The organism is Streptomyces sp. 3330 (assembly GCF_031456635.1).
Lineage (GTDB): Bacteria > Actinomycetota > Actinomycetes > Streptomycetales > Streptomycetaceae > Streptomyces.
The window spans coordinates 197,597-221,832 of record NZ_JAVDVA010000006.1; the positions used below are offsets into that span (position 1 = coordinate 197,597).

20 protein-coding genes are annotated in these 24,236 nt (G+C 73.7%); 12 read left to right on the forward strand and 8 right to left on the reverse strand.

All coding sequences use genetic code 11. From position 1 onward, the window contains the following. Positions 1-47: 47 nt before the first annotated feature. Both J2X68_RS12925 and J2X68_RS12930 read left to right on the forward strand, forming a co-directional pair. Positions 48-1,070 carry a zinc-dependent alcohol dehydrogenase gene (locus J2X68_RS12925; protein WP_310432635.1) on the forward strand — a complete coding sequence of 341 codons (1,023 nt, stop codon included), beginning with the start codon at positions 48-50 and terminating at the stop codon, positions 1,068-1,070. Between the two features lie 5 nt (positions 1,071-1,075). Next, positions 1,076-1,948, forward strand: coding sequence for a universal stress protein (locus J2X68_RS12930; RefSeq protein ID WP_310432636.1), 873 nt, complete (start codon positions 1,076-1,078; stop codon positions 1,946-1,948). A 17-nt stretch (positions 1,949-1,965) separates the two neighbouring features. On the opposite strand, the gene ppk2 is transcribed toward J2X68_RS12930, so the two are convergent. Further along, positions 1,966-2,769 carry a polyphosphate kinase 2 gene (ppk2, locus tag J2X68_RS12935; RefSeq protein ID WP_310432637.1) on the reverse strand — a complete coding sequence of 268 codons (804 nt, stop codon included), beginning with the start codon at positions 2,767-2,769 and terminating at the stop codon, positions 1,966-1,968. 36 nt (positions 2,770-2,805) lie between these two features. Between ppk2 and J2X68_RS12940 the strand changes: the two genes are divergently transcribed. The 5 genes from J2X68_RS12940 to J2X68_RS12960 all read left to right on the forward strand — a co-directional run bounded on the left by J2X68_RS12940 (position 2,806) and on the right by J2X68_RS12960 (position 10,427). Beyond that, a complete protein-coding gene (locus tag J2X68_RS12940; RefSeq protein WP_310432638.1) occupies positions 2,806-5,187 on the forward strand; it encodes a phosphoketolase family protein in 2,382 nt (793 codons plus the stop codon). 33 nt (positions 5,188-5,220) lie between these two features. Next, positions 5,221-6,234 (forward strand): type I glyceraldehyde-3-phosphate dehydrogenase, encoded by a 1,014-nt coding sequence (gap, locus tag J2X68_RS12945; RefSeq protein WP_310432639.1) that lies wholly within the window; start codon positions 5,221-5,223, stop codon positions 6,232-6,234. A gap of 151 nt (positions 6,235-6,385) precedes the next feature. Beyond that, entirely contained in the window at positions 6,386-9,109 is a 2,724-nt protein-coding gene (locus J2X68_RS12950) for a GNAT family N-acetyltransferase (RefSeq protein ID WP_310432640.1), read from the forward strand. Between the two features lie 19 nt (positions 9,110-9,128). Then, complete coding sequence (locus J2X68_RS12955; RefSeq protein ID WP_310432641.1) at positions 9,129-9,866, forward strand: CBS domain-containing protein; 738 nt, start codon at positions 9,129-9,131, stop codon at positions 9,864-9,866. Positions 9,867-9,929: 63 nt separating this feature from the next. Further along, the gene (locus J2X68_RS12960; RefSeq protein ID WP_310432642.1) at positions 9,930-10,427 is read left to right on the forward strand and encodes a flavodoxin domain-containing protein; all 498 of its coding nucleotides are present in this window, start codon (positions 9,930-9,932) and stop codon (positions 10,425-10,427) included. Positions 10,428-10,568: 141 nt separating this feature from the next. Here J2X68_RS12960 and J2X68_RS12965 read toward each other — a convergent pair whose 3' ends face one another. Then, positions 10,569-11,264, reverse strand: a complete 696-nt coding sequence (locus J2X68_RS12965; RefSeq protein WP_310432643.1) for a universal stress protein — start codon at positions 11,262-11,264, stop codon at positions 10,569-10,571. Between the two features lie 377 nt (positions 11,265-11,641). Then, positions 11,642-12,223 carry a hypothetical protein gene (locus tag J2X68_RS12970; RefSeq protein WP_310432644.1) on the reverse strand — a complete coding sequence of 194 codons (582 nt, stop codon included), beginning with the start codon at positions 12,221-12,223 and terminating at the stop codon, positions 11,642-11,644. A gap of 259 nt (positions 12,224-12,482) precedes the next feature. On the opposite strand from J2X68_RS12970, the gene J2X68_RS12975 reads away from it, so the two are divergent. The 5 genes from J2X68_RS12975 (at position 12,483) to J2X68_RS12995 (ending at position 17,069) form a co-directional block, all read left to right on the forward strand. Next, positions 12,483-13,535, forward strand: coding sequence for an Acg family FMN-binding oxidoreductase (locus J2X68_RS12975; protein WP_310432645.1), 1,053 nt, complete (start codon positions 12,483-12,485; stop codon positions 13,533-13,535). 192 nt (positions 13,536-13,727) lie between these two features. After that, positions 13,728-14,798, forward strand: coding sequence for a zinc-dependent alcohol dehydrogenase family protein (locus J2X68_RS12980; protein ID WP_310432646.1), 1,071 nt, complete (start codon positions 13,728-13,730; stop codon positions 14,796-14,798). Positions 14,799-14,817: 19 nt separating this feature from the next. Continuing rightward, entirely contained in the window at positions 14,818-15,492 is a 675-nt protein-coding gene (locus J2X68_RS12985; protein WP_310432647.1) for a pyridoxamine 5'-phosphate oxidase family protein, read from the forward strand. Positions 15,493-15,605: 113 nt separating this feature from the next. Beyond that, positions 15,606-16,046, forward strand: coding sequence for a pyridoxamine 5'-phosphate oxidase family protein (locus J2X68_RS12990; RefSeq protein ID WP_310432648.1), 441 nt, complete (start codon positions 15,606-15,608; stop codon positions 16,044-16,046). Positions 16,047-16,238: 192 nt separating this feature from the next. Then, positions 16,239-17,069: a universal stress protein gene (locus J2X68_RS12995; protein WP_310432649.1), complete on the forward strand. Its 831-nt coding sequence runs from the start codon at positions 16,239-16,241 to the stop codon at positions 17,067-17,069. Between the two features lie 157 nt (positions 17,070-17,226). Here the strand turns inward: J2X68_RS12995 and J2X68_RS13000 are convergent, their stop codons facing one another. From J2X68_RS13000 to adhE, 5 genes are all read right to left on the reverse strand, one after another. Beyond that, positions 17,227-17,679 carry a pyridoxamine 5'-phosphate oxidase family protein gene (locus tag J2X68_RS13000; protein ID WP_310432650.1) on the reverse strand — a complete coding sequence of 151 codons (453 nt, stop codon included), beginning with the start codon at positions 17,677-17,679 and terminating at the stop codon, positions 17,227-17,229. A gap of 194 nt (positions 17,680-17,873) precedes the next feature. After that, positions 17,874-19,478: an oleate hydratase gene (locus J2X68_RS13005; protein WP_310432651.1), complete on the reverse strand. Its 1,605-nt coding sequence runs from the start codon at positions 19,476-19,478 to the stop codon at positions 17,874-17,876. A gap of 181 nt (positions 19,479-19,659) precedes the next feature. Next, entirely contained in the window at positions 19,660-20,085 is a 426-nt protein-coding gene (locus tag J2X68_RS13010; RefSeq protein ID WP_310432652.1) for a hypothetical protein, read from the reverse strand. 23 nt (positions 20,086-20,108) lie between these two features. Continuing rightward, complete coding sequence (locus J2X68_RS13015; protein WP_310432653.1) at positions 20,109-21,341, reverse strand: globin domain-containing protein; 1,233 nt, start codon at positions 21,339-21,341, stop codon at positions 20,109-20,111. A 100-nt stretch (positions 21,342-21,441) separates the two neighbouring features. Further along, a complete protein-coding gene (gene adhE, locus J2X68_RS13020; RefSeq protein WP_310432654.1) occupies positions 21,442-24,135 on the reverse strand; it encodes a bifunctional acetaldehyde-CoA/alcohol dehydrogenase in 2,694 nt (897 codons plus the stop codon). Positions 24,136-24,236: the final 101 nt, after the last annotated feature.

Consider the following 24,236-nt stretch of genomic DNA (forward strand, 5'->3'; position numbering starts at 1 on the left):
CCCGATCACGCCCGATCCCCCCGATCACCCGCGAGGAGAAGAGAACCATGAAGGCAGCGGTCGTACGAGCGTTCGGTGAGCCCCTGGTCATCGAGGAGCGCCCCGACCCGGAGCCCGGTCCCGGCCAGGTCCGCGTCCGGGTGGAGGCGTCCGGACTGTGCCACACCGACATCCACGCGGCCCACGGCGACTGGCCGGTGAAGCCGAACCCGCCGTTCGTTCCCGGGCACGAGGGCGTCGGCCTGGTGGAGGCGCTCGGCGAGGGCGTCACCCACCTCGCCCTCGGACAGCGGGTCGCCGTGCCCTGGCTGGGCAGGGCGTGCGGCCGGTGCGAGCACTGCCTGTCCGGCTGGGAGACGCTCTGCGAGCAGCAGATCAACACCGGCTACGGCTGCGACGGCGGGTACGCCGAGAAGATGCTCGCCTGGGCCGACTTCGCCCAGCCCGTGCCCGACGGCATCAGCGCCCTGGAGGCCGCCCCGCTGACCTGCGCGGGCGTCACCACGTACAAGGCGCTCAAGGTCGCCGGGGTCCGGCCCGCCCAGCTCGTCGCGATCTCCGGGATCGGCGGACTCGGTCATCTCGCCGTGCAGTACGCGAAGATCGCCGGCGCCACCGTGGCCGCGATCGACGTCACCGACGAGAAGCTCCGGCTGGCCGCCGAACTCGGCGCGGACATCGTCGTCGACGCCCGCAAGGAGAACGTCGGCGAGGTGCTCAAGCGACACGGTGGCGCCCACGCGGCCCTCGCGCTCGCGGTGGACGACGCGGCCTTCGAGGCCGTCAACGCCGGGCTGCGGCGCGGCGGCAAGCTGGTCATGGTGGCGCTGCCGGCGCACGGCACGGTCCGCGTGCCCGTCTTCGACACCGTCCTGAACGGCACCTCGGTGATCGGCTCGATCGTCGGCACCCGCCAGGACCTCGCCGAGGTCTTCCGGCTGCACGCGGCCGGCCGCACCGAGGTCGTCTACGAGGCCCGTCCCCTGGCCTCCGTCAACGACTCCATCGACGAGGTGCTGCGCGGCGAGGTCAAGGCCCGGATCGTGTTCGACCTCGGTGCGGGACGGTGAGCACGATGAACCTTCCGCTCGTGGTCGGTGTGGACGGCTCGGAGCCGAGCCTGCGGGCCGTCGACTGGGCGGCCGACGAGTGCGCCCTGCGCGGGGCGCCGCTGCGGCTGGTGTACGCCTCCCTCTGGGAGCGGTACGAGGGCGAGTCCCTGGCCGCGGACGTCGGCAAGCCGTCCGAGCAGGTGACGGCCGAGCACATCGTGCGGACCGCCGCGCGGCGGGCCCGCGCACGCCGCCCGGAGGTCGAGGTGTCCACCGACGTGGTGCCCGAGGAGCCCGAGTACGCCCTGGTCCGCGAGGGACGCGACGCCGCCGCCCTGGTGGTCGGCACCCGGGGGCGCAGCGGCCTCGTCGAGATGCTGCTCGGGTCGGTCAGCCTGACCGTCGCCGCCCACGCGGACTGCCCGGTGATCGTGCTGCGCGGCAGCCACGACAACCGGGTGAGCGCCGCGACGCCCGGCCGGATCGTCGTGGGGATCGGCGAGAAGGGGGCGGACTCCGCCGCCGTGCGCTTCGCCGTCCAGGAGGCGCGGCTGCGCCACGCGGCCCTGGACGCCGTACGGGCCTGGCGGTGCCCCGCGCACGAGAGCACCGACCACCCCCTGCTCGCCGGAGAACCCGCTCGCCTGCACGAACAGCACGCCGTCGAGGCCCTCGACGGGGCGCTGAAGGACGTGCCCGCGGAGGTGGACCTGCGCCGTCGGACGGTCGAGGGCCCCGCCCGGCAGGTCCTGTCGGCCGCCTCGCACGAGGCGGACCTGCTGGTGGTCGGGGCCCGGCGCAACCCGGGACATCTGGGGCTCCAGCTCGGGCGCGTCGCCCATGGGGTGCTGCACCACGCGGCCTGCGCCGTCGCGGTCGTGCCCGAGCGGGCGTGAAGGCGGTGGCCGGCCGCTCAGAGGCTCGCCGCGTGGTCGGGCACGTAGGTCTGCAGATCCCGCGGCGGGCGCTGGTAGCCGGTCGACGGCGGCCGCTCCGGGAGCTCCAGCACCGGCGGCGGCACCTCGCGGTACGGCACGGACGAGAGCAGGTGGGCGATCATGTTCAGCCGCGCCCGGCGCTTGTCGTCGCTCTCGACGACGTACCAGGGCGCCTCGGAGATGTCGGTGTGCACCAGCATCTCGTCCTTGGCGCGGGAGTAGGCCTCCCAGTGGGTGATCGACTCCAGGTCCATCGGCGAGAGCTTCCAGCGCCGCAGCGGATCCTCCAGCCGCCGCCGGAAGCGCTCCTGCTGCTCGGTGTCGCTCACCGAGAACCAGTACTTGCGCAGCAGGACGCCGGCCTCGACCAGCATGCGCTCGAAGATCGGGCACTGGCGGAGGAACAGCTGGTGCTCCTCCTTCGTGCAGAAACCCATCACGTGCTCGACCCCGGCCCGGTTGTACCAGGACCGGTCGAACAGCACGATCTCCCCGGCCGCCGGCAGATGCTCCACGTACCGCTGGAAGTACCACTGGGTGCGCTCGCGCTCGGTCGGCTTCGGGAGCGCCGCGATCCGGGCCACGCGCGGGTTGAGGTGTTCGGCGACCCGCTTGATCGTCCCGCCCTTGCCCGCCGCGTCCCGTCCCTCGAAGACCACCACCAGCCGGGTGCCGGACGCCCGCACCCACTCCTGCAGCTTCACCAACTCGGTCTGCTGGCGCAGCAGTTCCTTCTCGTAGGTCTTGCGCGGCAGCCCCGCCGCCTTCTTGTCGGCCATGCCGCCTCCACCACCCGATGACTTCCGGAGTCCCTCATGCCCAAGGTCGAACACCAGGACGCCACCGTACTTTCCGACGACGAGCTGCGCACCCTGGACGCGCACTGGCGGGCCGCCAATTACCTGGCCGCCGGACAGATCTACCTGATGGCCAACCCGCTGCTGACGGAGCCCCTGCGACCCGAGCACATCAAGCCCCGGCTGCTCGGCCACTGGGGCACCTCGCCCGGCCTCAACCTCGTGTACACCCACCTCAACCGGGTGATCAAGGCCCGCGGGATCGACGCCCTGTGCGTGTGGGGTCCCGGTCACGGGGGACCGTCGATCCTGGCCAACTCCTGGCTGGAGGGCAGCTACAGCGAGACCTACCCGGACGTGCCGAGGGACGCGGCGGGCATGGAGCGGCTCTTCCGGCAGTTCTCCTTCCCGGGCGGGGTGCCCAGCCATGTCGCCCCGGAGACGCCCGGCTCGATCCACGAGGGCGGTGAGCTCGGCTACGCGCTGTCCCACGCCTACGGCGCCGCCTTCGACAACCCCGATCTGCTGGTCGCCTGCGTGATCGGCGACGGGGAGGCGGAGACGGGTCCGCTGGCCGCCTCCTGGCACTCCAACAAGTTCCTCGACCCCGTGCACGACGGCGCGGTCCTGCCGGTCCTGCACCTCAACGGCTACAAGATCGCCAACCCGACGGTGCTCTCTCGCATCCCGGAGGCCGAACTCGACGAGCTGCTGCGCGGCTACGGCCACGACCCGATCCACGTGAGCGGTGACGACCCGGCCCAGGTGCACCGGGCCATGGCGGCGGCGATGGACGACGCCCTGGACCGTATCGCCGTGATGCAGCAGACCGCCCGCGAGGACGGCGTCACCGAGCGCGTGCACTGGCCCATGATCGTGCTGCGCACGCCGAAGGGCTGGACCGGCCCCGCGGAAGTGGACGGCGAACCCGTCGAGGGCACCTGGCGCGCCCACCAGGTGCCGCTGGCCGGCGTCCGGGAGAACCCCGAGCACCTCCGTCAACTGGAGGCCTGGCTGCGCTCGTACAAGCCCAAGGAGCTCTTCGGCGCCGACGGGCGGCCCGTCGCCGACGTCCTCGCCTGCGTCCCCGACGGCGCCCGGCGGCTCGGCGCCACCCCGCACGCCAACGGCGGCCTGCTCGTCCGGGACCTGCCCGTCCCGCCGCTCGACGACTTCGCCGTGCCCGTCGACAAGCCGGGCACCACCCTGCACGAGCCGACCCGCGTCCTCGGCGACCTCCTGGCCCGGGTGATGAAGGACACCGGCGGACGCCGGGACTTCCGGCTCGTCGGCCCCGACGAGACCGCCTCCAACCGGCTCCAGGCCGTCTTCGACGTCAGCGGAAAGGCGTGGCAGGCCGAACACCTGCCGGTCGACGAGCACCTCGAACACCACGGCCGGGTGATGGAGATCCTCTCCGAACACACCTGCCAGGGCTGGCTGGAGGGCTATCTGCTGACCGGACGGCACGGCCTGTTCTCCTGCTACGAGGCCTTCGTGCACATCGTCGACTCGATGGTCAACCAGCACATCAAGTGGCTGAAGACATCGAGGGAGTTGCCCTGGCGCGCGCCCATAGCCTCCCTCAACTACCTGCTCACCTCGCATGTCTGGCGCCAGGACCACAACGGCTTCTCCCACCAGGACCCCGGCTTCGTCGACCACGTCCTCAACAAGAGCCCGGAGGTCGTGCGGGTCTATCTGCCGCCGGACGCCAACACCCTGCTGTCGGTGGCGGACCACGTGCTGCGCAGCCGCGACTACGTCAACGTCGTCGTGGCGGGCAAGCAGCCCTGCTTCGACTGGCTGGGCATGGACGAGGCGCGTGCCCACTGCGCGCGCGGCGCCGGCGTCTGGGAGTGGGCCGGCACGGAGAACGGCGGAGAGCCCGACGTGGTCCTCGCCTGCGCGGGTGACGTGCCGACCCAGGAGGTGCTGGCCGCCGCCCAGTTGCTCCGCCGGCACCTGCCCGACCTCGCCGTCCGCGTGGTCAACGTCGTCGACATGACCCGGCTCCTGCCGCGCGAGGAACACCCGCACGGGATGAGCGACTTCGAGTACGACGGCCTGTTCACCGCCGACAAGCCGGTGATCTTCGCCTACCACGGCTACCCGTGGCTGATCCACCGGCTCGCCTACCGCCGCACCGGCCACAAGAACCTGCACGTGCGCGGCTACAAGGAGTCCGGTACGACGACCACGCCGTTCGACATGGTCGTCCGCAACGACCTCGACCGCTTCCGGCTCGTCATGGACGTCATCGACCGCGTCCCCGGCCTCGCCGTGCGGGCCGCCGCCGTACGCCAGCAGATGGCCGACGCGCGCACCCGGCACCAGGCCTGGATCCGCGAACACGGCACCGACCTTCCCGAGGTCGCCGACTGGACCTGGAACAGCTGACCCGCCCCTCACCCCCGGAAGGAATCCACCGCCATGACCGTACGCGTCGGCATCAACGGCTTCGGCCGCATCGGACGCACGTACCTGCGCGCCGCCCTCGACCGTGCCGAGGCCGGCACCCAGGACGTCGAGGTGGTCGCCGTCAACGACATCGCCCCGCCCGCCACCCTGGCCCACCTGCTGGAGTACGACTCGACCTTCGGGCACATCGGACGCCAGGTCGAGCACGACGACAGTTCCCTCACGGTCGACGGCCGCCGCATCGCCGTCACCGCCGAGCGCGACCCGGCCGCCCTGCACTGGTCCGACCACGGCGCCGGCGTCGTGATCGAGTCCACCGGACGCTTCCGCGACCGGGACTCCGCGGCCCTGCACCTGAAGGGCGGAGCCCACACCGTGCTGCTGTCGGCCCCCGGCAAGGGCGTGGACGCCACCATCGTGATGGGCGTCAACGACCGCGCCTACGACCGGAACAGCGACCGGATCGTCTCCGCCGCCTCCTGCACCACCAACTGCGTCGCCCCGATGGTGAAGGTGCTCGACGACGCCTTCGGCGTCGAACGCGGGGTGATGACCACCATCCACGGCTACACCAACGACCAGTCGCTGCTGGACGGCCCGCACAAGGACCTGCGCCGGGCCCGCTCGGCGGCCCTGAGCATCATCCCCACCAGCACCGGCGCCGCCCGCGCCGTGGGTCTGGTGGTGCCGGAGCTGGCCGGCGCCCTGGACGGGATCGCGGTCCGGGTCCCCGTGGAGGACGGTTCGCTCACCGACCTCGCCGTGGTGCTCGCCCGGGAGGCGGGCGCGGACGAGATCAACGCCGCGTTCGAGGCGGCGGCGGACGGTCCGCTCAACGGGATCCTGCGCGTCACGAAGGCCCCGATCGTCTCCCGGGACGTCATCGGCGACCCCGCGTCCTGCGTCTTCGACCCGGCGCTGACCCAGGCCAACGGAACCCTGGCCAAGGTCTTCGGCTGGTACGACAACGAGTGGGGCTACACCAACCGCCTCCTGGACCTCACGGCCCTCGTGGCGGACGACTGACACGCCCGGCCGCCGGCCGGCCCGGCGCGGGCGGGGCCGGTCGGCCACCGGGGCAGGGCCGACCGGCCCCCGGGCGGCCCGCACAGCCCATGGCCGCCGCCCCCGCTCCGCCGGACGATCGAGGTACCGAATGCCACGGAGGAGACCTGCGATGACGGACGACCTGCTCGACCGGCCCATCGTCCACGCCCTGCTCGCGGACGGCACCACGGTGCGCATCCGGCCGGCCCTTCCGGGCGACCACGAACAGCTCCAGGGGTTCTACGAGGAGATGTCGCCGGAGAACCTCCGCCTGCGCTTCTTCGCGGCGAGCCGGCGCTCGGCCGCCATGGCCGCCGACCGGGCCTGCGCCCCCGCCCGCCCCGGCTACCGCTCCCTCGTCGCCGAGACGGACGGCCGGGTGATCGGCCTCGCCGAGTACGACACCGGCAGTGAGCCGGGCGACGGGGAGAAGGGCGAAGGGGAGAAGGGCGCGGCGGAGATCTCCATCGCCGTCGCCGACGGCCTGCACCACCGGGGCGTGGGCACCCTCCTCGTCGAGCACCTGGTCTCGGCGGCGCGCGCGGAGGGCATCACCACCTTCACGGCCGACGCGCTGAGCGAGAACCACGAGATGCTCCGCCTCTTCGCCGACCTCGGCCTGCGTGTCTCCCGCCGCTTCGAGGGGCCGGAGGTGCGCTGCACCATCCGCCTCGACCAGGACGACGCCTACCTGTCCGCCGTGGAGGCCCGCGGCCGCGCCGCCGACGTGGCCAGCCTGATCCCCCTCCTGCGTCCGGACGCCGTCGCGGTCGTGGGCGCCGGACGCACCCCCGGATCGGTCGGCCGCGCCATCGTCCACCACCTGCGTACGGGCGGCTTCACCCGGCGCCTCTTCGCGGTGAACCCCAGCGTCACGTCGGTGCTCGGCGTGCCGTCCCATCCGTCCGTCGCGGCCCTGCCCAGAACCCCCGACCTCGTGATCGTGGCCGTCCCGGCCGCCGCCGTCGCGGCCGTCGCCGACGAGTGCGGCCGGGCCGGGGTGCGTGCGCTCGTCGTCGTCACCGCCGGTCTCGACCACGCCCAGGCACAGTCCTTGCTGGACGCCTGCCGCAGCTACGGCATGCGGCTCGTGGGCCCCAACTGCCTCGGGGTCGCCAACACGGATCCGGAGCTGAGCCTGGACGCCACCTTCGCCGCCGAGCACCCCCGCCCGGGGACCGCCGGTGTCGCGGTGCAGTCCGGCGGGGTCGGCATCGCCGTGCTCGACGGGCTGTCCCGGCTCGGCGTCGGCGTCTCGTCCTTCGCCTCGCTCGGCGACAAGTTCGACGTCAGCGGCAACGACATGCTCCAGTGGTGGGAGAGCGACGGCCGCACCGACCTGGCCCTGCTGCACCTGGAGTCCTTCGGCAACCCGCGCGCCTTCTCCCGCACCGCCCGGCGCGTGACGCGCCGTATCCCCGTGCTCACCGTCGACGCGGGCCGCACCGAGGCGGGGCGCAAGGCGGCAGCCTCGCACACCGCGGCCGCCGCCACCCGCACCATGACCCGCGGCGCGCTGTTCACCCAGGCCGGCATCACCGCGACCCGCTCGGTCGGCGAACTCCTGGAGACGGCGGCCCTGTTCCACTCCCAGCCGCTGCCCGAGGGCAGCCGCGTCGGGATCGTCACCAACGCCGGCGGCGCCGGGGTGCTGGTCGCCGACGCCTGCGCGGAGGCGGGACTGGCCCTGCCGCCGTTCACCCCGGCGACGATCGACGACCTGCTCGCCGTGCTGCCGGACGGCGCCGCCGTCGGCAACCCGATCGACGCCACCGCGGCCGTGTCGGAGGAACAGCTCACCGAGTGCGTCGACCGTCTCACCCGGTGCGTCGGCATCGACGCCGTCATCGTGGCGCTCGTCCCCACCGCGGTCGCCGCGGCCACCGGCGACGACCTGGTGCGGGCCGTCACCGCCGCCCCCGGCCGCCGGGCACGGCCCGTGCTCGCCGTACGCCTGGAGCAGGACAGGGCCGTCAGGCTGCTGCCCGCCGCCGACGGCGGCACGGTCCCCTCGTACGGCGAACCGCAGGCAGCGGCCCGCGCCCTGGCCCACGCCGCCGAACGCGCCGCCTGGCTCGCCCGGCCCGCAGGCGCCGTCCCCGGCCTCGACGACGTCGAGACCGCGCGGGCCCGCACCCTCGTCGCGGAGTACCTGGCCGCGCACCCCGACGGCGGCTGGCTGGACCCGCGCACCTGCGCCGATCTGCTGGCCTGCTACAGCGTCCCGCAGATCCCGTGGGCCTGGGCCGAGAGCGAGGACGAGGCCGTGCTCGCCGCCGACCGGCTGCGCGGCTTCGACGGCCGGGTGGTCATGAAGGCCCACTGGCCCGGGCTGCTGCACAAGTCCCAGCAGCGGGCGATCCATCTGGACCTGCGCGGTGACGCCCAGGTGCGGGCCGCGTACCGCGACCTGGAGACGCGCTTCGCCGGGCTCATGACCGGCGTGGTCCTGCAGCCCCTCGCCGCCCGCGGGACCGAACTCTTCGCCGGCGTCGTCCAGGACGAGGTCTTCGGCCCGCTGGTCCTGTTCGGGCTCGGCGGCACGGCCACGGAGGCGCTCGCGGATCACGCGGCCCGGCTCGCCCCGCTCACCGACCGCGACGTGCACGAGCTGATCGTCTCGCCGCGCTGCGCCCCGCTGCTCCTGGGCGCGCAGAGCGGCAGCCCCGTCGACCTCGGGGAACTGGAGCAGCTGCTGCTGCGGCTGTCCCGGATGGCGGCCGACCTGCCGCAACTGGCCGAGGCCGACTTCAACCCCGTGCTGGCGACACCGGACGCCGCGACCGTGCTCGACGCGCGGATCCGCCTGGTGCCGCGCCACCCCCAGGACCCCTACCTGCGCCGACTGCGCTGACGCCGAGGAGGAAACGGCCATGAGGCACGACAAGGTCGGCTCCGTGATGAGCACGGAGGTCGTCCGCGCCGGACGCGGCACCCCGTTCAAGGAGGTGGCCCGGCTCCTCGCGGCCCACCGGATCAGCGGACTGCCGGTGGTCGACGAGGACGACAAGGTCGTCGGCGTGCTGTCCGGGACGGACCTGATGATGCACCAGGCGACCACCCCCGACCCGTACGGGACCGGGCGCCGCGTGCGGCTCACCGGACTGACGCCGGGCGCCAGGCGCCGGGCCACGAAGGGCAGGGCGCGCACCGCGGGTGAGCTGATGACGGCTCCGCCGGTCACCGTGCACGCCGACGACAGCATCGTCCGGGCGGCCCGCACCATGGCCCAGCGGCACGTGGAGCGGCTCCCCGTCCTCGACGAGGAGGACCGGCTCGTCGGCATCGTCACCCGCCGCGACCTCCTCCAGGTCTTCCTGCGGCCCGACCGGGAGATCCGCGACGAGGTGATCCGGGAAGTCCTCGTGCACGCCCTGTGGCTGCCGCCGCGCAGCGTGGAGGTCTCGGTGGCGGAGGGCGTGGTGACGCTCACCGGACACATGGAACGCAAGAGCGAGACGGAGATCGCCGTGGCCATGACCCGCCGCATCGACGGCGTGGTCGACGTGGTCGGCAAGCTCACCTACCGGCTGGACGACGCACGCCTGCGCACCGAGGAACAGGGCCGGGCCGTGCACGGCGTGGCCGACGACTGGCTGCGCCGACTGTGAGCCGGGCCATGCACGGCGTGGCCGACGACTGGCTGCGCCGACTGTGAGAGGAGGCGGACGACCATGACCGACACCGTGTTGGTCACCTACGGAACGACGAACGGATCCACGGCGGAGATCGCCGAAGCCGTCGCCGACGTCCTGCGCAAGGACGGGCTGACCGTCGAGGCCCTCCCGGCCCGCTCGGTCACGAACGCGGCGCGCTACGACGCCGTCGTGGTCGGCGGCGGGCTCTACGCGGGCCGCTGGCACAAGGACGCGCGGCGGTTCGTCCGCCGCAACCGCGTTCTCCTCGCGGAGCGCCCCGTGTGGTTCTTCAGCAGCGGCCCGCTCGACGCCTCGGCCTCCGAGCGGGACATCCCGCCCGTGCGGGGCGTGCAGCGAGCCATGAACCGACTGGGCGTCCGCGACCACGTCACGTTCGGCGGACGCCTGGTCGAAGGCGCCAAGGGACGCGTGGCCGGGATGATCCTCCGCTCCGGCAAGGGCGGCGACTTCCGCGACTTCGCCGCGATCGAGGCCTGGGCGAAGAGCGTCGCCGACGGGGTGAGGCAGGGCTAGACGGCACGCCCGGGCGACATGCCCGGGAGACACTTCCGAGAGAGGAGCGCAACCGTCGTACCGATACCGAGACGGCCCCGAGGCCCGGTACGCACCGGCCGGCGGGGCCGTCCTCGTGGTGTCGTCCTCGTGACGTCGTCCTCAGGGTGCCGTCCGGGTCGGGACCAGGGCGACGGGGCAGGTGGTCTCCCGCAGCAGGGTGCGGACGAGCTCGCCCCACCCGGTGCCGGGGTCGGTGCCCACCACGACCAGGGACGCGCTCCTCGCGTGGTGGGTGAGTGCCCGGGCCGGGGTGAGGAGAACGACGTCCTCGTACACCGGGACGTGCGGATACCGCTCGCGCCACGGACGCAGCACGTCGGCCAGGAGCTGGACCTCGTGGTCCTCCCGGGCCGCACGCTCACGCTCCGGCACGCCGAACGGCCACTCGGCGGCGCGGGACGGAAGCGACCAGGTGTGCACGACGTGCAGCAGGGCGTCCCGTCGCCGGGCGCTGTCGAAGGCGAAGCCGGTCACGTCGTCGGCCGGGTGCCGGGCGTCCGTTCCGAGAAGGACCCGTCCGGAGGGCGGCGGGGGCGCGGTGCCGTCCGGGACGAGGACCAGCGGCCGGTCGGCCCGGCGGAAGGCGCCGGGAAGCCGGTGGCCGGTCTCCGCGCCGGCGGCGCGAGCCGCGCGCGGGACGCCGCACACGATCATCTTCGCCCCGCCCGGGTCCGGGGGAGCGCCCTGGACCACCCGCAGGGGCAGACCGTGCAGCCGTGCCTCCCGCTCGGCCCAGGCGACCGCGGAAGGGCTCGGCGCCGACGGATCGGTCCACGTGAGGATCACTTGGCGCATCGAAGTCCGCCTTTCCGGAGGGCAGTTGTGCAGCGGGACGAGATGCCCCGCGTGTGCGCCGCAGCCGTGGGGCAGGGGCCGCCGATCGGCCCGTAGAGCTCGCCTCCGGCCGTACCGCGCCCAGGACACGCGGGAGGGCTCCAGGCCGTTCTGCGGTCCGGAGCCCCGGGGCCGGATCCCTGATCCCTGATCCCTGCCTCCCGGAGCCCTGATCCCGGAGCCCGGAGCCCGGAGCCCTGATCCCGGAGCCCTGGCCCCGAGCCCCGAGCCCGGATGCCGGGTCCCGGTCCCGGTTCGTCGAGCGTTCCGCCGGCGTTGCGGTCGCCCGGTCGCTCACGGCGCTGCGGCCGCTTCTGCCGTGCGGCCGCTCACGTCGGTCAGCCGGTCTTGTGGCCCCACCGCGGACCCACCAGGTCCCATTCCTTGCCCCACTCGTCCACCCGGCGCCGGTCGAGCCGCCACCGGGCGACCGCTCCGGCGCCGAAGACCAGACCGGCGAGTCCGGCCGCGGCCGCGACGCCCAGGAAGCCCGACTCGATCGCCGCTTCCGTGGTGCTCGGCGGCGCGGTGGTGAGGCGGCCGTGGCCGTCCTGCCAGACCGTGACCGTGGATCCGGCCTCGAGGCCGCTGTCCACCAGGGTCCGGCCGGTGCGGGTCGAGCCGTCGGACGCCGTCCAGCGCACGGTCGTCGTCCGGCGGTCGGAGGTGCCACCGATCGAGGGGGCGCCGGACGGGACGTCGGTGAGGAGCACGGCGCGGACCGACTCCCGCTCGGCCCGCTGCCGGGCGAACACCTCGTCCGCGGCATGCGCGGTCACCAGCCCGGCGACGGCGCCGCCCACGACGAAGACGATCCACACGGCCAGCACGATCCAGGCCTCGACGACGTCGTCGCGTCGCCGGAGCGGATTGCTCCGCCACCGCCACCACCGCTTCTTCGCGTACGTGCCGCTGGGCATCGGTCCGCACCTCCTCCTCGTCGTCGTGACACTTCCGACAGTGACAGCCGGGGCCGCGCCCCGGCATGGGCCGGTCAGGCGCTGCCGCGGGGCCGCCCGGGACCGACTCCAGGGCCGGCAGGGGCCGTTCAGCCCATGGGCGCCCGAGGCCGCCCGGAGTCTCACCCAGGGCTTTCGCCCCCTGCCGGGGTGCGCGGCGCGGCGCTCATCCTCGGAGGACGGAACGAGCCGTCCGACGTCCCCGTGCGAGGAGGGCACCATGGAGAGCACCACGTTCGGCGCCGCGCTGCTGGAGACCTGTGTCTCCGCCGCGGTCGCCGCGCCCTCGATCCACAACACCCAGCCGTGGCGCTTCGGGCTGGACCCCGCGACCGTGACGTTCGAGGTGCGGGCCGATCCCGCACGGAGCATGCCGCACGTCGACCCCACGGGCCGCGCCCTGCTTCTCTCCGTCGGGGCCTGCGTGTTCAACCTCCGGGTCGCGCTCGCCCACTTCGGCTGGTCACCGGTCACCCGCCTGCTGCCCGACCCCGACGACCCCGGCCTGCTCGCCACCGTGCGGCCCGCCGACCCCACCGCCCGGCGGCGGGAGGAAGGGAGCGTGGATCTCTACGAGGCGGTCTGGCGCAGGCACAGCAGCCGCCTGCCCTTCGCCGGGCGGTCGCTCCCGGCTGCCGTGCGCGATGAACTCGCCGCGGTGGCCCGCGCGGAAGGCACGTCACTGCGTTTCTGCGACGGCGCCGAGGCGACCCGCGTGCTGCGGCTGACCGCCGAGGCCGAACGCCGCAACCGCCTCGACGCGGACCGGGCGGCCGAGAGCCGGCGCCGGGTGCACCGCGTTCTCGAACCGCCGCCCGGCACCGGTCTGCCGCGCACGGCGCTGGGGCCGCAGGACGCCAGGGAGAGGATTCCCCTGCGCGACTTCACCGCACAACGGCATCCCGAACGGCTCGTCGCCCGGCCTTTCGAGGCGTCCCCGGTCCTCGCCCTGCTGGCCACCGAGCACGACCGGCGGGTCGACTGGCTGCGCACGGGACAGGCCCTGGAGCGGGTGTGGCTGGTCGCGACGGTGTACGGCGTGCGCGGGTCGGTGATGCATCAGGCCGTCGAATGGGCCGACCTGCGTGACGCGCTGGGCGGCCCGCCCGAGGGCACCGCACATCCGCAGCTGCTCATGCGTCTCGGATACGGCCCGGAAGGCCCTGCCACCCCGCGTCGCACACCGGGCCGGGACCCGCGCCCGGCCGCTCGGGCCGGGACGCCGCCGCCGAGCCGACCGAGCCCACCGAGCCGACCGGGTGCCCCGAGCTGACCGGGTTCAGGGCCGGTCGGTCCCCGGTCGGTCGGGTCGGTCAGGCCTCCTCCGGTGTGCCCCGACGGCGACGGCCGGGCCGTCCGGGCAGGCGATCAGGGCCGGACGGCCCAAGCGGATCAGGCGGATCCCGGACAAGCTGGATGGGTGGGGCAATCTCGACAATCGGACAAAGGGATGGTGATGAGTGCCATGAAAGGCTTCGTTTTCCACGGCCCCGGGCAGTCCGCCTGGGAGGACGTCCCGGACCCGGCCGTCAAGGAGCCCACCGACGCCATCGTGCGGGTCGGCGCCGTCACCATCTGCGGCACGGACCTGCACATCCTCAAGGGCGACGTGCCGGAGGTGCGTCCGGGCACGGTGCTGGGCCACGAGGCGGTGGGCGAGATCGTCGAGGTCGGGAGCGACGTACGGACCGTGCGTCCGGGCGACCGCGTGCTGGTGTCCTGCATCAGTGCCTGCGGCCGCTGCCGCTACTGCCGTGAGGGCAGCTACGGGCAGTGCCGGGGCGGAGGCGGCTGGATCCTCGGGCACCTGATCGACGGCACCCAGGCCGAATACGTCCGCGTCCCCTACGCCGACATGTCCGTGCACGCCCTGCCCAGCGCGGTCGAGAGCAAGGACGCCGTCCTGCTGGCGGACATCTTCCCGACCTCCTACGAGGTGGGCGTCCTCAACGGGCACGTGCGTCCGGGCGACACCGTCGCCGTCGTCGGCGCCGGTCCCATCGGCCTCGCGGCGATCGCCACGGCACGGCTGTTCGCCCCCGAGCGGATCGTCGCCGTCGACCTGGCGGCGTCCCGGCTGGAGGCCGCCAGGCGGCTCGGCGCGGACGCCGTCGCCGACGCCCGCGAAGACCCCGAGCAACTGGTCGCCGACCTCACCGACGGACTCGGCGCGGACGTGGTCATGGAGGCGGTCGGCGTGCCGGAGAGCTTCGAGCTGTGCACGCGCATGGTGCGGCCCGGCGGTCACGTCGCGAACATCGGCGTCCACGGCAAGCCCGCCACCCTGCACCTCGAAGACCTGTGGATCAAGAACGTGACGATCACCACCGGCCTGGTGGACACCCACTCCACGCCCACCCTGCTGCGCATGGCCGCCGCCGGCCGGCTGCCCACGGCGCAACTGGTCACCCACACCTTCCCGCTGGAGCAGATGGAGGAGGCGTACGACGTCTTCGGCCGGGCCGCCGACACCGGCGCCCTCAAGGTGGTGCTCGGCGGGCAGCCCCACGAGGAGATCGCCGTACGGGCGGCATGACGAGAGGAGGTGACGGGTCATGACCGAACAGACACGGGCGGACTCGACGGAGGGCGCGCCCTCGGGTGACCTCGGCCGCCGGCTCGCCGCCCGCCGGGTCCAACTGGGGCTGACGCGGAAGGAGACGGCCGACCGGGCGGGCATGGCCCCCACCTACGTGGCGTACCTGGAGCAGCACTCCGAGGCCTCGCCCGGCAGAGGCGCGCTGCTCGCGCTGGCGGCCGTGCTGGAGACCACGGTCGCGGCGCTCACCGGAGCCGACGCCGACCGGCCGCCCGGTCGTGGACAGGCCGGGCACGCCCCGACGTTCACCGAACTGAGCAGGGCCGAGTGCGCCGAGCTGCTGTCCACGCACGGCGTGGGAAGGCTCGCCGTGTCCACGGCTCGCGGGCCGGAGATCGTCCCGGTGAACTACAGCGTCGTCGAGGACGCGATCGTCTTCAGAACCGCGCGGGGGGCCACGCCCTCGCTCGCCGCCGGATGCCCGGTCGCCTTCGAGGTCGACCGCATCGACGACGTGTTCAGCCAGGGCTGGAGCGTGCTGGTGCGCGGCGACGCGCACATGGTGACGGACGTCCGTGAGGAACGGCGGCTCGCCGAACGGGCACTCGGCGCACCGTGGGCCGGAGGCCGGCGCGACGTCTGGGTGCGCATCGAGCCCCAGAGCGTCACGGGACGCCGCATCGTGGTCTGAACAGGGCCTCTCTCAGGAAGCCGGGGACCGATGGTCCCTGGCCCGGGCCGACCGTGCCCGGTGACGATGGGCAGTGTCACTACCCCTATGCCAGGTGAGAGACGAGAAGGCAGATGGACGCCAACGACGGATTCCGTGAACTCCACCGACAGGAGTGCCTGAGCCTGTTGGCCACCGTGCCGGTGGGGCGCATCGTGTACACGCGGCAGGCGTTGCCCGCCGTTCTGCCGGTCAACTTCTCGCTGGACCGCGACGGCGCGGTGCTGGTGCGCACGTCCGCCGCCTCGGAACTGGTGGGCGCGATCGACGGGGCCCTGGTCGCCTTCGAGGCCGACGAGGTCGACGCCGCCGCCCACTCCGGCTGGAGCGTCGTCGTCATGGGCACCGCCACGGTCGTGACCGACCCCGCCGAGCACACACGGCTGCTGCTGACCGGACCGCGTTCCTGGGCGCCGTCTCCGCGGGAGGTCTTCGTGCGCATCGACCCGGAACTCGTCACCGGACGCGAACTCGTCGGTGGACGCTCCCTGTACGGAGCGCGCTTTCCCTCCTGAGCCCGACACCGCCCGCCCTGGCCCGTCCCGTACCGAACGGCCCTTGCCACAAGGGCCGTTCGGCGTTTCCCGGGGTTCTCCCGGCTCCTGTCCGGGCCGCCGGCGCACGAGGAGCATCGTGCGAGGAGGGCGGCAGGTCCGTCGGGCGCCGCCTCCGTCGGACGAGCACCCGAAGAAGGGGCGGATACGGTCATGACCTCGCATCGCACGGTCGTCGGAGTGGACGGATCCCTGATATCCGCAAGGGCGTTGGACTGGGCCGCGGCCGAGGCCGTGCGGCGCGGCGGCACCCTGCGCGTGCTGTACGCGGTCCCCGACCGTGACGAGGCGGCACCGGTCCTGGGCTACGCCGCCGCACGCGTCCGCGCGCGGTATCCGCGACTGCCCGTGGAGACCGTCCCGGCGGAGGGCGGCACGGTGCGTGCGCTGGCGCGCGAGAGCGCGGACGCGGACCTCACCGTCGTGGGCACCCGCGGCCTGGGCGCGTGGGCGGGCCCGGCCCTCGGCTCGGTGAGTCTGCGGCTGGCCGCTCTCGCGCGAGGACCGCTCCTCGTCGTCCGCGGGGACCACCCCTGCGACGACGGACGGGACGTGCTGCTCGGCCTCGCGGGCGACGCGGACGACGGGGCCGCCGCGTACGCCCTCGGGGAGGCCGAGCGCCGCGGCGCGAGGCTCCGCGTCGTGCATTCCCCGAGCCGTCGCCACCGCACCCCCGAGCTGCCCTCCCCCGTGCCGGCCGCCGGCCCGCGCCAGGAACGGCCGGCCCGCGCGGCCGCCGCCGAGGAGGCCGTGCCCCGCTTCGCGCTCGCCCGGCCGGCGGACCGGCATCCCGGCGTCACGGCGGAGGCCCGCACGGTCCGCGCCGCGCCAGCGGACGAACTGGTGGCGGGAACCCGGGAGGCCGCGGTCGTGGTGATCGGCGCCCGGCGGCGCAGGGGCAGGCTCGGCCCGCGCCTGGACCCGGTCGTCCGCGCGCTGCTGCACCGGGCGCACTGTCCGGTGGTCGTCGTCCCCCACGGGTGACCGGCGCGGCCGCCCCCGCTCACGGAGGGGGCGGTCCCGGCCGGTCGCGGGATCAGCCTTCCGCCACGATCCGCCGGGCGGTCCCGGACCGGCGGGGGACCGCCCGTCCCGAGGAGCCGCCCGTCCCGAGGAGCCGCCCGTCACGCGGGACCGCCCCTCACGAGGAGCCGCCCCTCGTGAGGCGGACGCCGGTGACGAGATCCGGGCTGATGAGGACGGCGTGATCCATCGTCTGTGAGACCCAGGGACGCAGCAGGGCCCGGTAGCGGGCCAGCTCCCGCGGGTCGGTGACCAGCCGTGCGAAGCCCGTGACGACGACGCTCCAGCCGAGATGGGTCCGGGGATCGATGTCGTCGGCCTCGTACGCCACGACGGCACCCGCACCCTCGTTCTGCCGGGTGTACCGGGTCAGCGTGGCGTCCCCGTGGGTGCGGATGACGATGTCGCCGTCGACCAGGGCGTGGTTGACCGGGCGGACGGTCGGCAGCGCGTGCCGGGTGAACACGATCCGCCCCAGGGACACGCTGCCCAGCAGCCGCAGCGCCTCGACGCCGTCCAACTCGACAGTCCTGTGGGCCTCCGAGGTGCTCGAAGGGTCGTCGCCGGCCATGGCAGGTTTCCGTATCCTTGGGTCGCTCACGCTTCTCCGTCTCCCGCCGCCACACGGCCGCCGCCGCGTTCCTCGACCGCGCCGAGGGCCCCGCGCCCGCGTGAGACGGAGCGACACCGCGGGGGATCGGTGCCGCTCCTGTCTCCACTGTCCCTGACGCCACGCTGTTCGCGCAGATGCCGATGGTCCCCCCGTCATGGGCCGGACGGCCCTGGCGCCGAGGTGGCCCGACGGCGGTGCATGGTCTCCAGAGCGGCGGCCAGCACCTGGGGATCGCGGTGGCCCCGGTGGACGGCGGGCGGCCGCCTGTCGAGCTCGAGGAGCTGCGCCACCGCCGTCCAGGCGGTGCGTACGGAGTACTCGACGGTGAAGACGACGTCGTCGGGCACCTCGGCGAACTGCCCGATGAAGGCGAGGTTGACCGACCCCTGCGGGACCACCCGGGGGCGGTCGCCGCGGCGGCGCGCCAGGAACTGGCTGGTGATGTACGGCATCACGCAGGGCACGACGGTGGAGGTCTCCCGGATCCGGGCCGCCGTCCGCTCGTCGAACGGGAGGTGGTGCAGGACCTCTTCGAGGATCTCGCGGCCGGTGCACATGGTCATCGGCTTCGGCGTGGTGCTGCCGGCCCGGCCGGGGAACAGGCCGTATCCCCACCAGACGCCGACGTCCTCGGGCTGGTCGCGGTAGACGGGCTGGCGGTTCGCGACGATGGTGAGCAGCCAGGGGGACGCGGTGAAGGTCATCAGGCCGCCCTTGCCGGTCGGCCGGCCGCTGAACTCCTCCAGCGCGGTCAGGAAGGCGGGGTCCCTGGACGTCACCGTGAACGACTCCCAGCGCGACTCCTTGACGCGCTTGTCGAAGACGCCCGGGTCACCGAAGTCCTCGCGGCCGCGGGCCAGCCGGTGCCAGAGCAGCCAGGCCTCCGAACGCGGGGGCGCCGGCGGCGGTGCGGACGTGTGCGAGCCGACGCTTGAGGCGTCCGTCATGGAACCGTTGGTGACGAGGACCAGATCGTCGGGCGCGACGGCGACCTTCTCGTCCCGGCCGTGCCGGCTCAGGTACAGCGTCTCGACCGTGCCGCTCGCGAGGCCCGGGGTGAAGCCGAGGTCCGTGACCCGGCAGCCGGTGTGCACGGTGACGCCGCGCTCCACGAGCCAGGCGGTCAGGGGGCGGACGATCGAGTCGTACTGGTTGTAGCGGGTCCGGTGGATGCCGGACATGGAGGCGAAGCCGGGGAACAGGTGGAGGAAGCGCCTGAGGTAGCGGCGGAACTCGATCGCGCTGTGCCAGGGCTGGAAGGCGAACGTGGTGCACCACAGGAACCAGAACGTGGTGGTGAAGAAGTGCTCGCCGAAGCAGTCGGTGATCCGCTTGCCGTCCAGGTGTCCTTCCGGCGTGGCCAGACAGCGGACCAGGTCCAGCCGGTCGCGTTCGGAGAACCCCATCGACGTCGTGTCGACGATGTGGCCGTCGCCGTCGACGAGGCGGGCGATGTCGTCCCAGGCGAACTCCTCGTGGCCCGCGAGGATCTCCTCGGTCACGGAGACGGAGGGGTCGTCGAGGGTGGGGATGCCGGACAGCAGGTCGTAGGTGCAGCGGAACTCCGCCTCGAACATGCGGCCACCGCGCATGGTGTAGCCGGCGTCCGGGGTGCCGTCCGCGTCCAGACTGCCGCCCAGGGTCCGCCGTTCCTCGAAGAGGTGGATGTCGGATCCCCGGAAGCCGCCGTCGCGGATCAGGAACGCCGCCGCGGCCAGCGCCGCGATCCCGCCGCCCACCAGATATGCCCTCGCCATCACACAACTCCTCTACCTTGTACGGCTGTTCGGGAGCCGTGTGTCCACCGTGTCCGGTGGTCCCGCGTGCCGTCAGTGGGCCGTTGGTCACCTCACCGGTCCGGTCGGCCCCAGGACCGGGGCCAGGCGGCCGGCGGCCCGGTCGTGGACCGTGGCCGACCGGGCCGCCGTCACCCCCGCGTCACGTGACGCCGGAGCCCTGTGCCGCGCCGCCGGGTCCCGTGTCGGGCGCGGGCCGTCCGTCTCCGCCCCGCCACGGCGGGGCCGCCGTCCGGCGCACGTCGTCGCGGACGCGGGCGGCCGCCTTGTCCGCCTGGCGGCGCAACCGGTCCTGGAGGCGGTCGACGACCTCCGTGCCCGTGGCCTCCTCGGCCGTCGCCACCACCTGACGGCCGCCGACGCGAAGGTCGGCCGCGGCCGACCAGGGGTGGCCCGCGTGCGGGGCGGCCGCCCGCGCGAGGTGCACCTCGCCGGTGACGGCCGGCAGTCCCGGCCTGCCGACGAGTGCGTCGATCTTCGTACGGGCGTAGGCCAGGGTCTCGTCGTCCACGGCGCCGTCCGAGCGCAGCAGGACCCCGGAGGTCGCCTCGGTGTGGTCGCTGGTCATGTGCGGTCCTTCCTCGGGGGATGTCAGGGACGCGGCGCGCTGCACGCGGCGGTGTCGGGGAGCCACAGGTCGGGGCCGAAGACCTCGTAGCGGATACGGCGGGCGGGAACGCCGGCACGCAGCAGCCGGTCGCGTGCCTCCCGCATGAAGGGCAGCGGGCCGCACAGGAACACGACCACGCCGTCGGGGAGTTCGATGCCGCTCAGCTCCATCGGGCCCGTACGGGCGTCGGGTTCCTCCGGCCCGGGGCGCTCGTACCAGAAGACGGTGCGCGCGCCCGGCAGTCGTCCGGCGAGGTCGTGCGTGTCGGCGCGCAGGGCGTGCTCGCCGGGGGAGCGGTCGGCGTGCAGGACGAGCACCGGGCGGGTCGAGCCGAGGGCGGCGAGATGCGCCAGCACGGCGATCATGGGGGTGCAGCCGATGCCCGCCGAGACCAGGGCGAGCGGGGCGGCCGAGTCCGCCCGGTCGTCGAGGAACACGTCGCCGAACGGCGCCGACAGCAGCAGTTCGTCCCCCTCGCCGACGCTCTCGTGCAACAGGGTGGAGACCTCGCCGTCCGGCCCGCCGGCGTCGCCGGTGACCCGCTTCACGGTGATCCGGCGCAGTTCCCCGCCCGGGGCGCAGGACAGGCTGTACTGACGCAGTTGGTGCACCCCGTCGGGCAGTCGCACGCGGACGCTCACGTACTGTCCCGCGCGGGCTCGCGGAGCGGGTTCGCCGTCCGCCGGGCGGAGCACGAAGGACACCACGTCGGGTGTCTCCGCACGGCGCTCGACGACGGTCCAGGGCCGCCAGATCCCGCCGGGCTGCACCCCGGCGTCCTGGTAGAGGAGGGCCTCTCGGCTGATCAGGGCGCCGGCCATCAGCCAGTAGACCTCGTCCCAGGCGGCCGCCACCTCCGGGGTGACGGCGTCGCCGAGGACCTCGGCGATCGCGCCGAACAGGTACTTGTGCACGATCGTGTACTGGTCGTCGGTGACGCCGACGGCCGCGTGCTTGTGGGCGATCCGCGACAGCAGCGCGTCCGGCCGCGCGGTGGGATCCTCCAGCAGCGCGGAGGCGAATCCGGCGATCGAACCGGCGAGGGCCCGGCGCTGGGCGCCGCTCGCCTGGTTGCCCCGGTTGAACATCCCGTCGAGCAGTTCCGGCCGGTCGTGGAACATCGTGGCGTAGAAGCGGGCGGTGATCTCGTCGAGCGCTCCGGCCACGGCGGGCAGGGTGGCCCGGACGAGGGCGGCGGACTCCGCGGACAGCATGGAACCTCCTGGGAGGAACGGGGACTTGGGAGAGAGGAACGGAGAGGCAGGGAGAGGAAGTGAGTGGGGGGAGGAGGGGGAGGGAGGAGCGGACTCGTGGTCAGTCCCTGTCCGCCGGCGCGGCGGCGCCGGACTCCGCGCCGCGGCCGTAGTAGGCGGTCCGCATGAGCTCCCGCATGTCGTCGAGCATCGGCATCCGCGGGTTGGCGGGCGCGCACTGGTCCTCGTAGGCGTTGAGGGCCTGCCGGGGCAGGGCGTCGAGGAAGGCGCGCTCGTCGACGCCGAGGGCCCGGAACGTCGGCTCGATGCCGAGGGCGTCGCGGAGCCGTTCCACGGCCGAGGCGAGCGACTCGACGCCCTCGGCCGGGGTGGCGGCGGGCAGGCCGAGGGTGCGGGCGATGTCCTGGAAGCGTTCGGGGGCGCGGTAGCTCTCGTACTTGGGCCAGCCGGTGAGCTTCGTCGGGACGGTGCCGTTGTAGCGGATGACGTGCGGCAGCAGCACGGCGTTCGTGCGGCCGTGCGCGATGTGGAAGGTGGCGCCCAGGGTGTGGGACATGGCGTGGACGATGCCGAGGAAGGCGTTGCCGAAGGCCATGCCCGCGATGGTGCCGGCGTTGTGCATCTTCTCCTGGGCGTCCGGCCGGGCCGCGCGGTCGTTGACCGCCGCCTCGATGTTGTCGAAGATCAGCCGGATCGCGTGCAGGGCGAGGCCGTCGGTGAAGTCGTTGGCGTAGACGGACACATACGCCTCGATGGCGTGCGTGAGGGCGTCGAAGCCGCTGTCGGCGGCCAGCGCGCGGGGCAGCGCGGTGGTGAGGAGCGGGTCGATGATGGCCACGCTCGGAGTGAGCGCGTAGTCGGCCAGCGGGTACTTCTTGCCGGTGGCGGGGTCGGAGATCACGGCGAACGGGGTGACCTCGGCGCCGGTGCCGGACGTGGTGGGGATGCACACCAGGCGGGCGAGCTTGCCCAGCACGGGGAAGCGGAAGGCGCGCTTGCGGATGTCGGAGAACTTGTGCCGCATGTCGGCGAAGTCGACGTCCTTGCCCTCGGCCTGCTGTTCGTACAGCAGCCACATCACCTTGGCGGCGTCCATGGGCGACCCGCCGCCGAGGGCGATGATGGTGTCCGGGCGGAAGTCGCCCATGAGGCGGGCGCCGCGCCGCACGGAGTCGATGCTCGGCTCGGGTTCGACGTTGTCGATGACCTGGACGGTGACGGGCTCCCGGCGGCGCCGCAGCACGCCCTCGACCCGGTCGACGAGGCCGAGCCGGGTCATCGTCGCGTCGGTGACGACGGTGACGCGGTGGACGTCCGGCATGGCGGCGAGGTAGCGGATGGCCTGCGGCTCGAAGTAGATCTTCGGCGGCACCTTGAACCACTGGAGGTTGTTGCGCCGCACCGAGACGCGCTTGACGTTCAGCAGCTGGGCCGCGGAGACGTTGTTGGACACCGACGTGCTGCCCCAGGAGCCGCAGCCCAGCGTCAGCGACGGCAGCAGGCTGTTGTAGATGCCGCCGATCGCGCCTTGCGAGGACGGCGCGTTGACGATGATCCGCACGGTCTTCATGCGCTGTCCGTACGCCTCGGCCAGCGCGAGGTCCCGGGTGTGGATGACGGCGGTGTGCCCCTGGCCGTGGAAGGCGACCATGTCGGCGGCCAGGTCGAACCCCCGCTGCGCGGAGTCGGCCCGCAGGACGGCGAGGACCGGGCAGAGCTTCTCCCGGGTGAGCGGCTCGTCGGGGCCGACCCCGGCCGCCTCGACCAGGATGAGGGAGGTGTCGGCGGGCACCGTGAAGCCCGCCTGTTCGGCGATCCACGCCGGGCTCTGCCCGACGGCCGCGGCGTTGACCTTGGGCTCGCAGCCCGCGCCCGCGGCGCCGACGGGGAACAGGAAGGCCTCCAGCTTCGCCTTCTCCTGCGCGGTGGCCACATGGGCGTGCAGGGCGCGGAACTCCGCGAGGACCGCGTCGTGGACCTCCGTGTCCAGGATGACCGCCTGCTCGGAGGCGCAGATCATGCCGTTGTCGAACGACTTCGACAGGACCAGGTCGTTGACGGCCCGGCGCACGTCCGCGCTGCGGTGGACGTAGGCGGGCACGTTGCCGGCGCCCACGCCCAGCGCGGGCTTGCCGGCCGAGTAGGCGGCCTTGACCATGGCGTTGCCGCCGGTGGCGAGGATCAGCGACACGCCCGGGTGCCGCATCAGGGCGCCGGTCGCGTCGACGGACGGGGTCTCGATCCACTGCACACAGTGCTCCGGCGCCCCGGCGGCGACCGCCGCGTCCCGCACGACGCGGGCCGCCTGCGCGCTGCACCGCTGGGCCGAGGGGTGGAAGGCGAACACGACCGGGTTACGGGTCTTCAGCGCCATCAGCGCCTTGAAGATCGTGGTGGAGGTCGGGTTGGTGACGGGCGTGATCGCGCACACCACGCCGACCGGTTCGGCCACCTCGGTGAGGTCCTCGAGGTCGTCGCGGGCGATGACGCCGACGGTCTTCAGCGGGCCCATGCTGTGCGTGACGTACTCGCAGGCGAACATGTTCTTCGCGGCCTTGTCCTCGAAGACGCCGCGCCCGGTCTCCTCCACGGCGAGCCGCGCGAGTTCGATGTGCTGGTCCAGGGCCGCGACCGAGGCCTTCTTCACGATGTGGTCGACCTGCTCCTGGTCGAGCGCCTCGTAGTCGGCCAGCGCCTTGAGCCCGTTCGTCACCAGGCGGTCCACCGCTATGGCGGTGTCGGACGGCGCGGCGGCGGGGTCGGCGGTCGCGGTGCGGTCGTGGTGGCGGGTCATGGGGGCGAGCCTCCGTCGTCGTGGGAGTGCCGCACGGGGTGGCGGCCCGGGGCGGGAGCGGTACCCGGGACCGGCACCGCCTCCACCGGCAGCGTCTCTCG

Coding starts and splice junctions, on each gene's coding strand:
- J2X68_RS12980 (WP_310432646.1), top strand. CDS start 13,728: ATGAAAGGCTTCGTTTTCCACGGCCCCGGGCAGTCCGCCTGGGAGGAC.
- J2X68_RS12990 (WP_310432648.1), top strand. CDS start 15,606: ATGGACGCCAACGACGGATTCCGTGAACTCCACCGACAGGAGTGCCTG.
- J2X68_RS13005 (WP_310432651.1), bottom strand. CDS start 19,478: ATGGCGAGGGCATATCTGGTGGGCGGCGGGATCGCGGCGCTGGCCGCG.
- J2X68_RS13000 (WP_310432650.1), bottom strand. CDS start 17,679: ATGGCCGGCGACGACCCTTCGAGCACCTCGGAGGCCCACAGGACTGTC.
- gap (WP_310432639.1), top strand. CDS start 5,221: ATGACCGTACGCGTCGGCATCAACGGCTTCGGCCGCATCGGACGCACG.
- J2X68_RS13010 (WP_310432652.1), bottom strand. CDS start 20,085: ATGACCAGCGACCACACCGAGGCGACCTCCGGGGTCCTGCTGCGCTCG.
- J2X68_RS12925 (WP_310432635.1), top strand. CDS start 48: ATGAAGGCAGCGGTCGTACGAGCGTTCGGTGAGCCCCTGGTCATCGAG.
- J2X68_RS12975 (WP_310432645.1), top strand. CDS start 12,483: ATGGAGAGCACCACGTTCGGCGCCGCGCTGCTGGAGACCTGTGTCTCC.
- J2X68_RS12950 (WP_310432640.1), top strand. CDS start 6,386: ATGACGGACGACCTGCTCGACCGGCCCATCGTCCACGCCCTGCTCGCG.
- J2X68_RS12940 (WP_310432638.1), top strand. CDS start 2,806: ATGCCCAAGGTCGAACACCAGGACGCCACCGTACTTTCCGACGACGAG.
- J2X68_RS12960 (WP_310432642.1), top strand. CDS start 9,930: ATGACCGACACCGTGTTGGTCACCTACGGAACGACGAACGGATCCACG.
- adhE (WP_310432654.1), bottom strand. CDS start 24,135: ATGACCCGCCACCACGACCGCACCGCGACCGCCGACCCCGCCGCCGCG.
- J2X68_RS12995 (WP_310432649.1), top strand. CDS start 16,239: ATGACCTCGCATCGCACGGTCGTCGGAGTGGACGGATCCCTGATATCC.
- J2X68_RS12965 (WP_310432643.1), bottom strand. CDS start 11,264: ATGCGCCAAGTGATCCTCACGTGGACCGATCCGTCGGCGCCGAGCCCT.
- J2X68_RS13015 (WP_310432653.1), bottom strand. CDS start 21,341: ATGCTGTCCGCGGAGTCCGCCGCCCTCGTCCGGGCCACCCTGCCCGCC.
- J2X68_RS12955 (WP_310432641.1), top strand. CDS start 9,129: ATGAGGCACGACAAGGTCGGCTCCGTGATGAGCACGGAGGTCGTCCGC.
- ppk2 (WP_310432637.1), bottom strand. CDS start 2,769: ATGGCCGACAAGAAGGCGGCGGGGCTGCCGCGCAAGACCTACGAGAAG.
- J2X68_RS12970 (WP_310432644.1), bottom strand. CDS start 12,223: ATGCCCAGCGGCACGTACGCGAAGAAGCGGTGGTGGCGGTGGCGGAGC.
- J2X68_RS12985 (WP_310432647.1), top strand. CDS start 14,818: ATGACCGAACAGACACGGGCGGACTCGACGGAGGGCGCGCCCTCGGGT.
- J2X68_RS12930 (WP_310432636.1), top strand. CDS start 1,076: ATGAACCTTCCGCTCGTGGTCGGTGTGGACGGCTCGGAGCCGAGCCTG.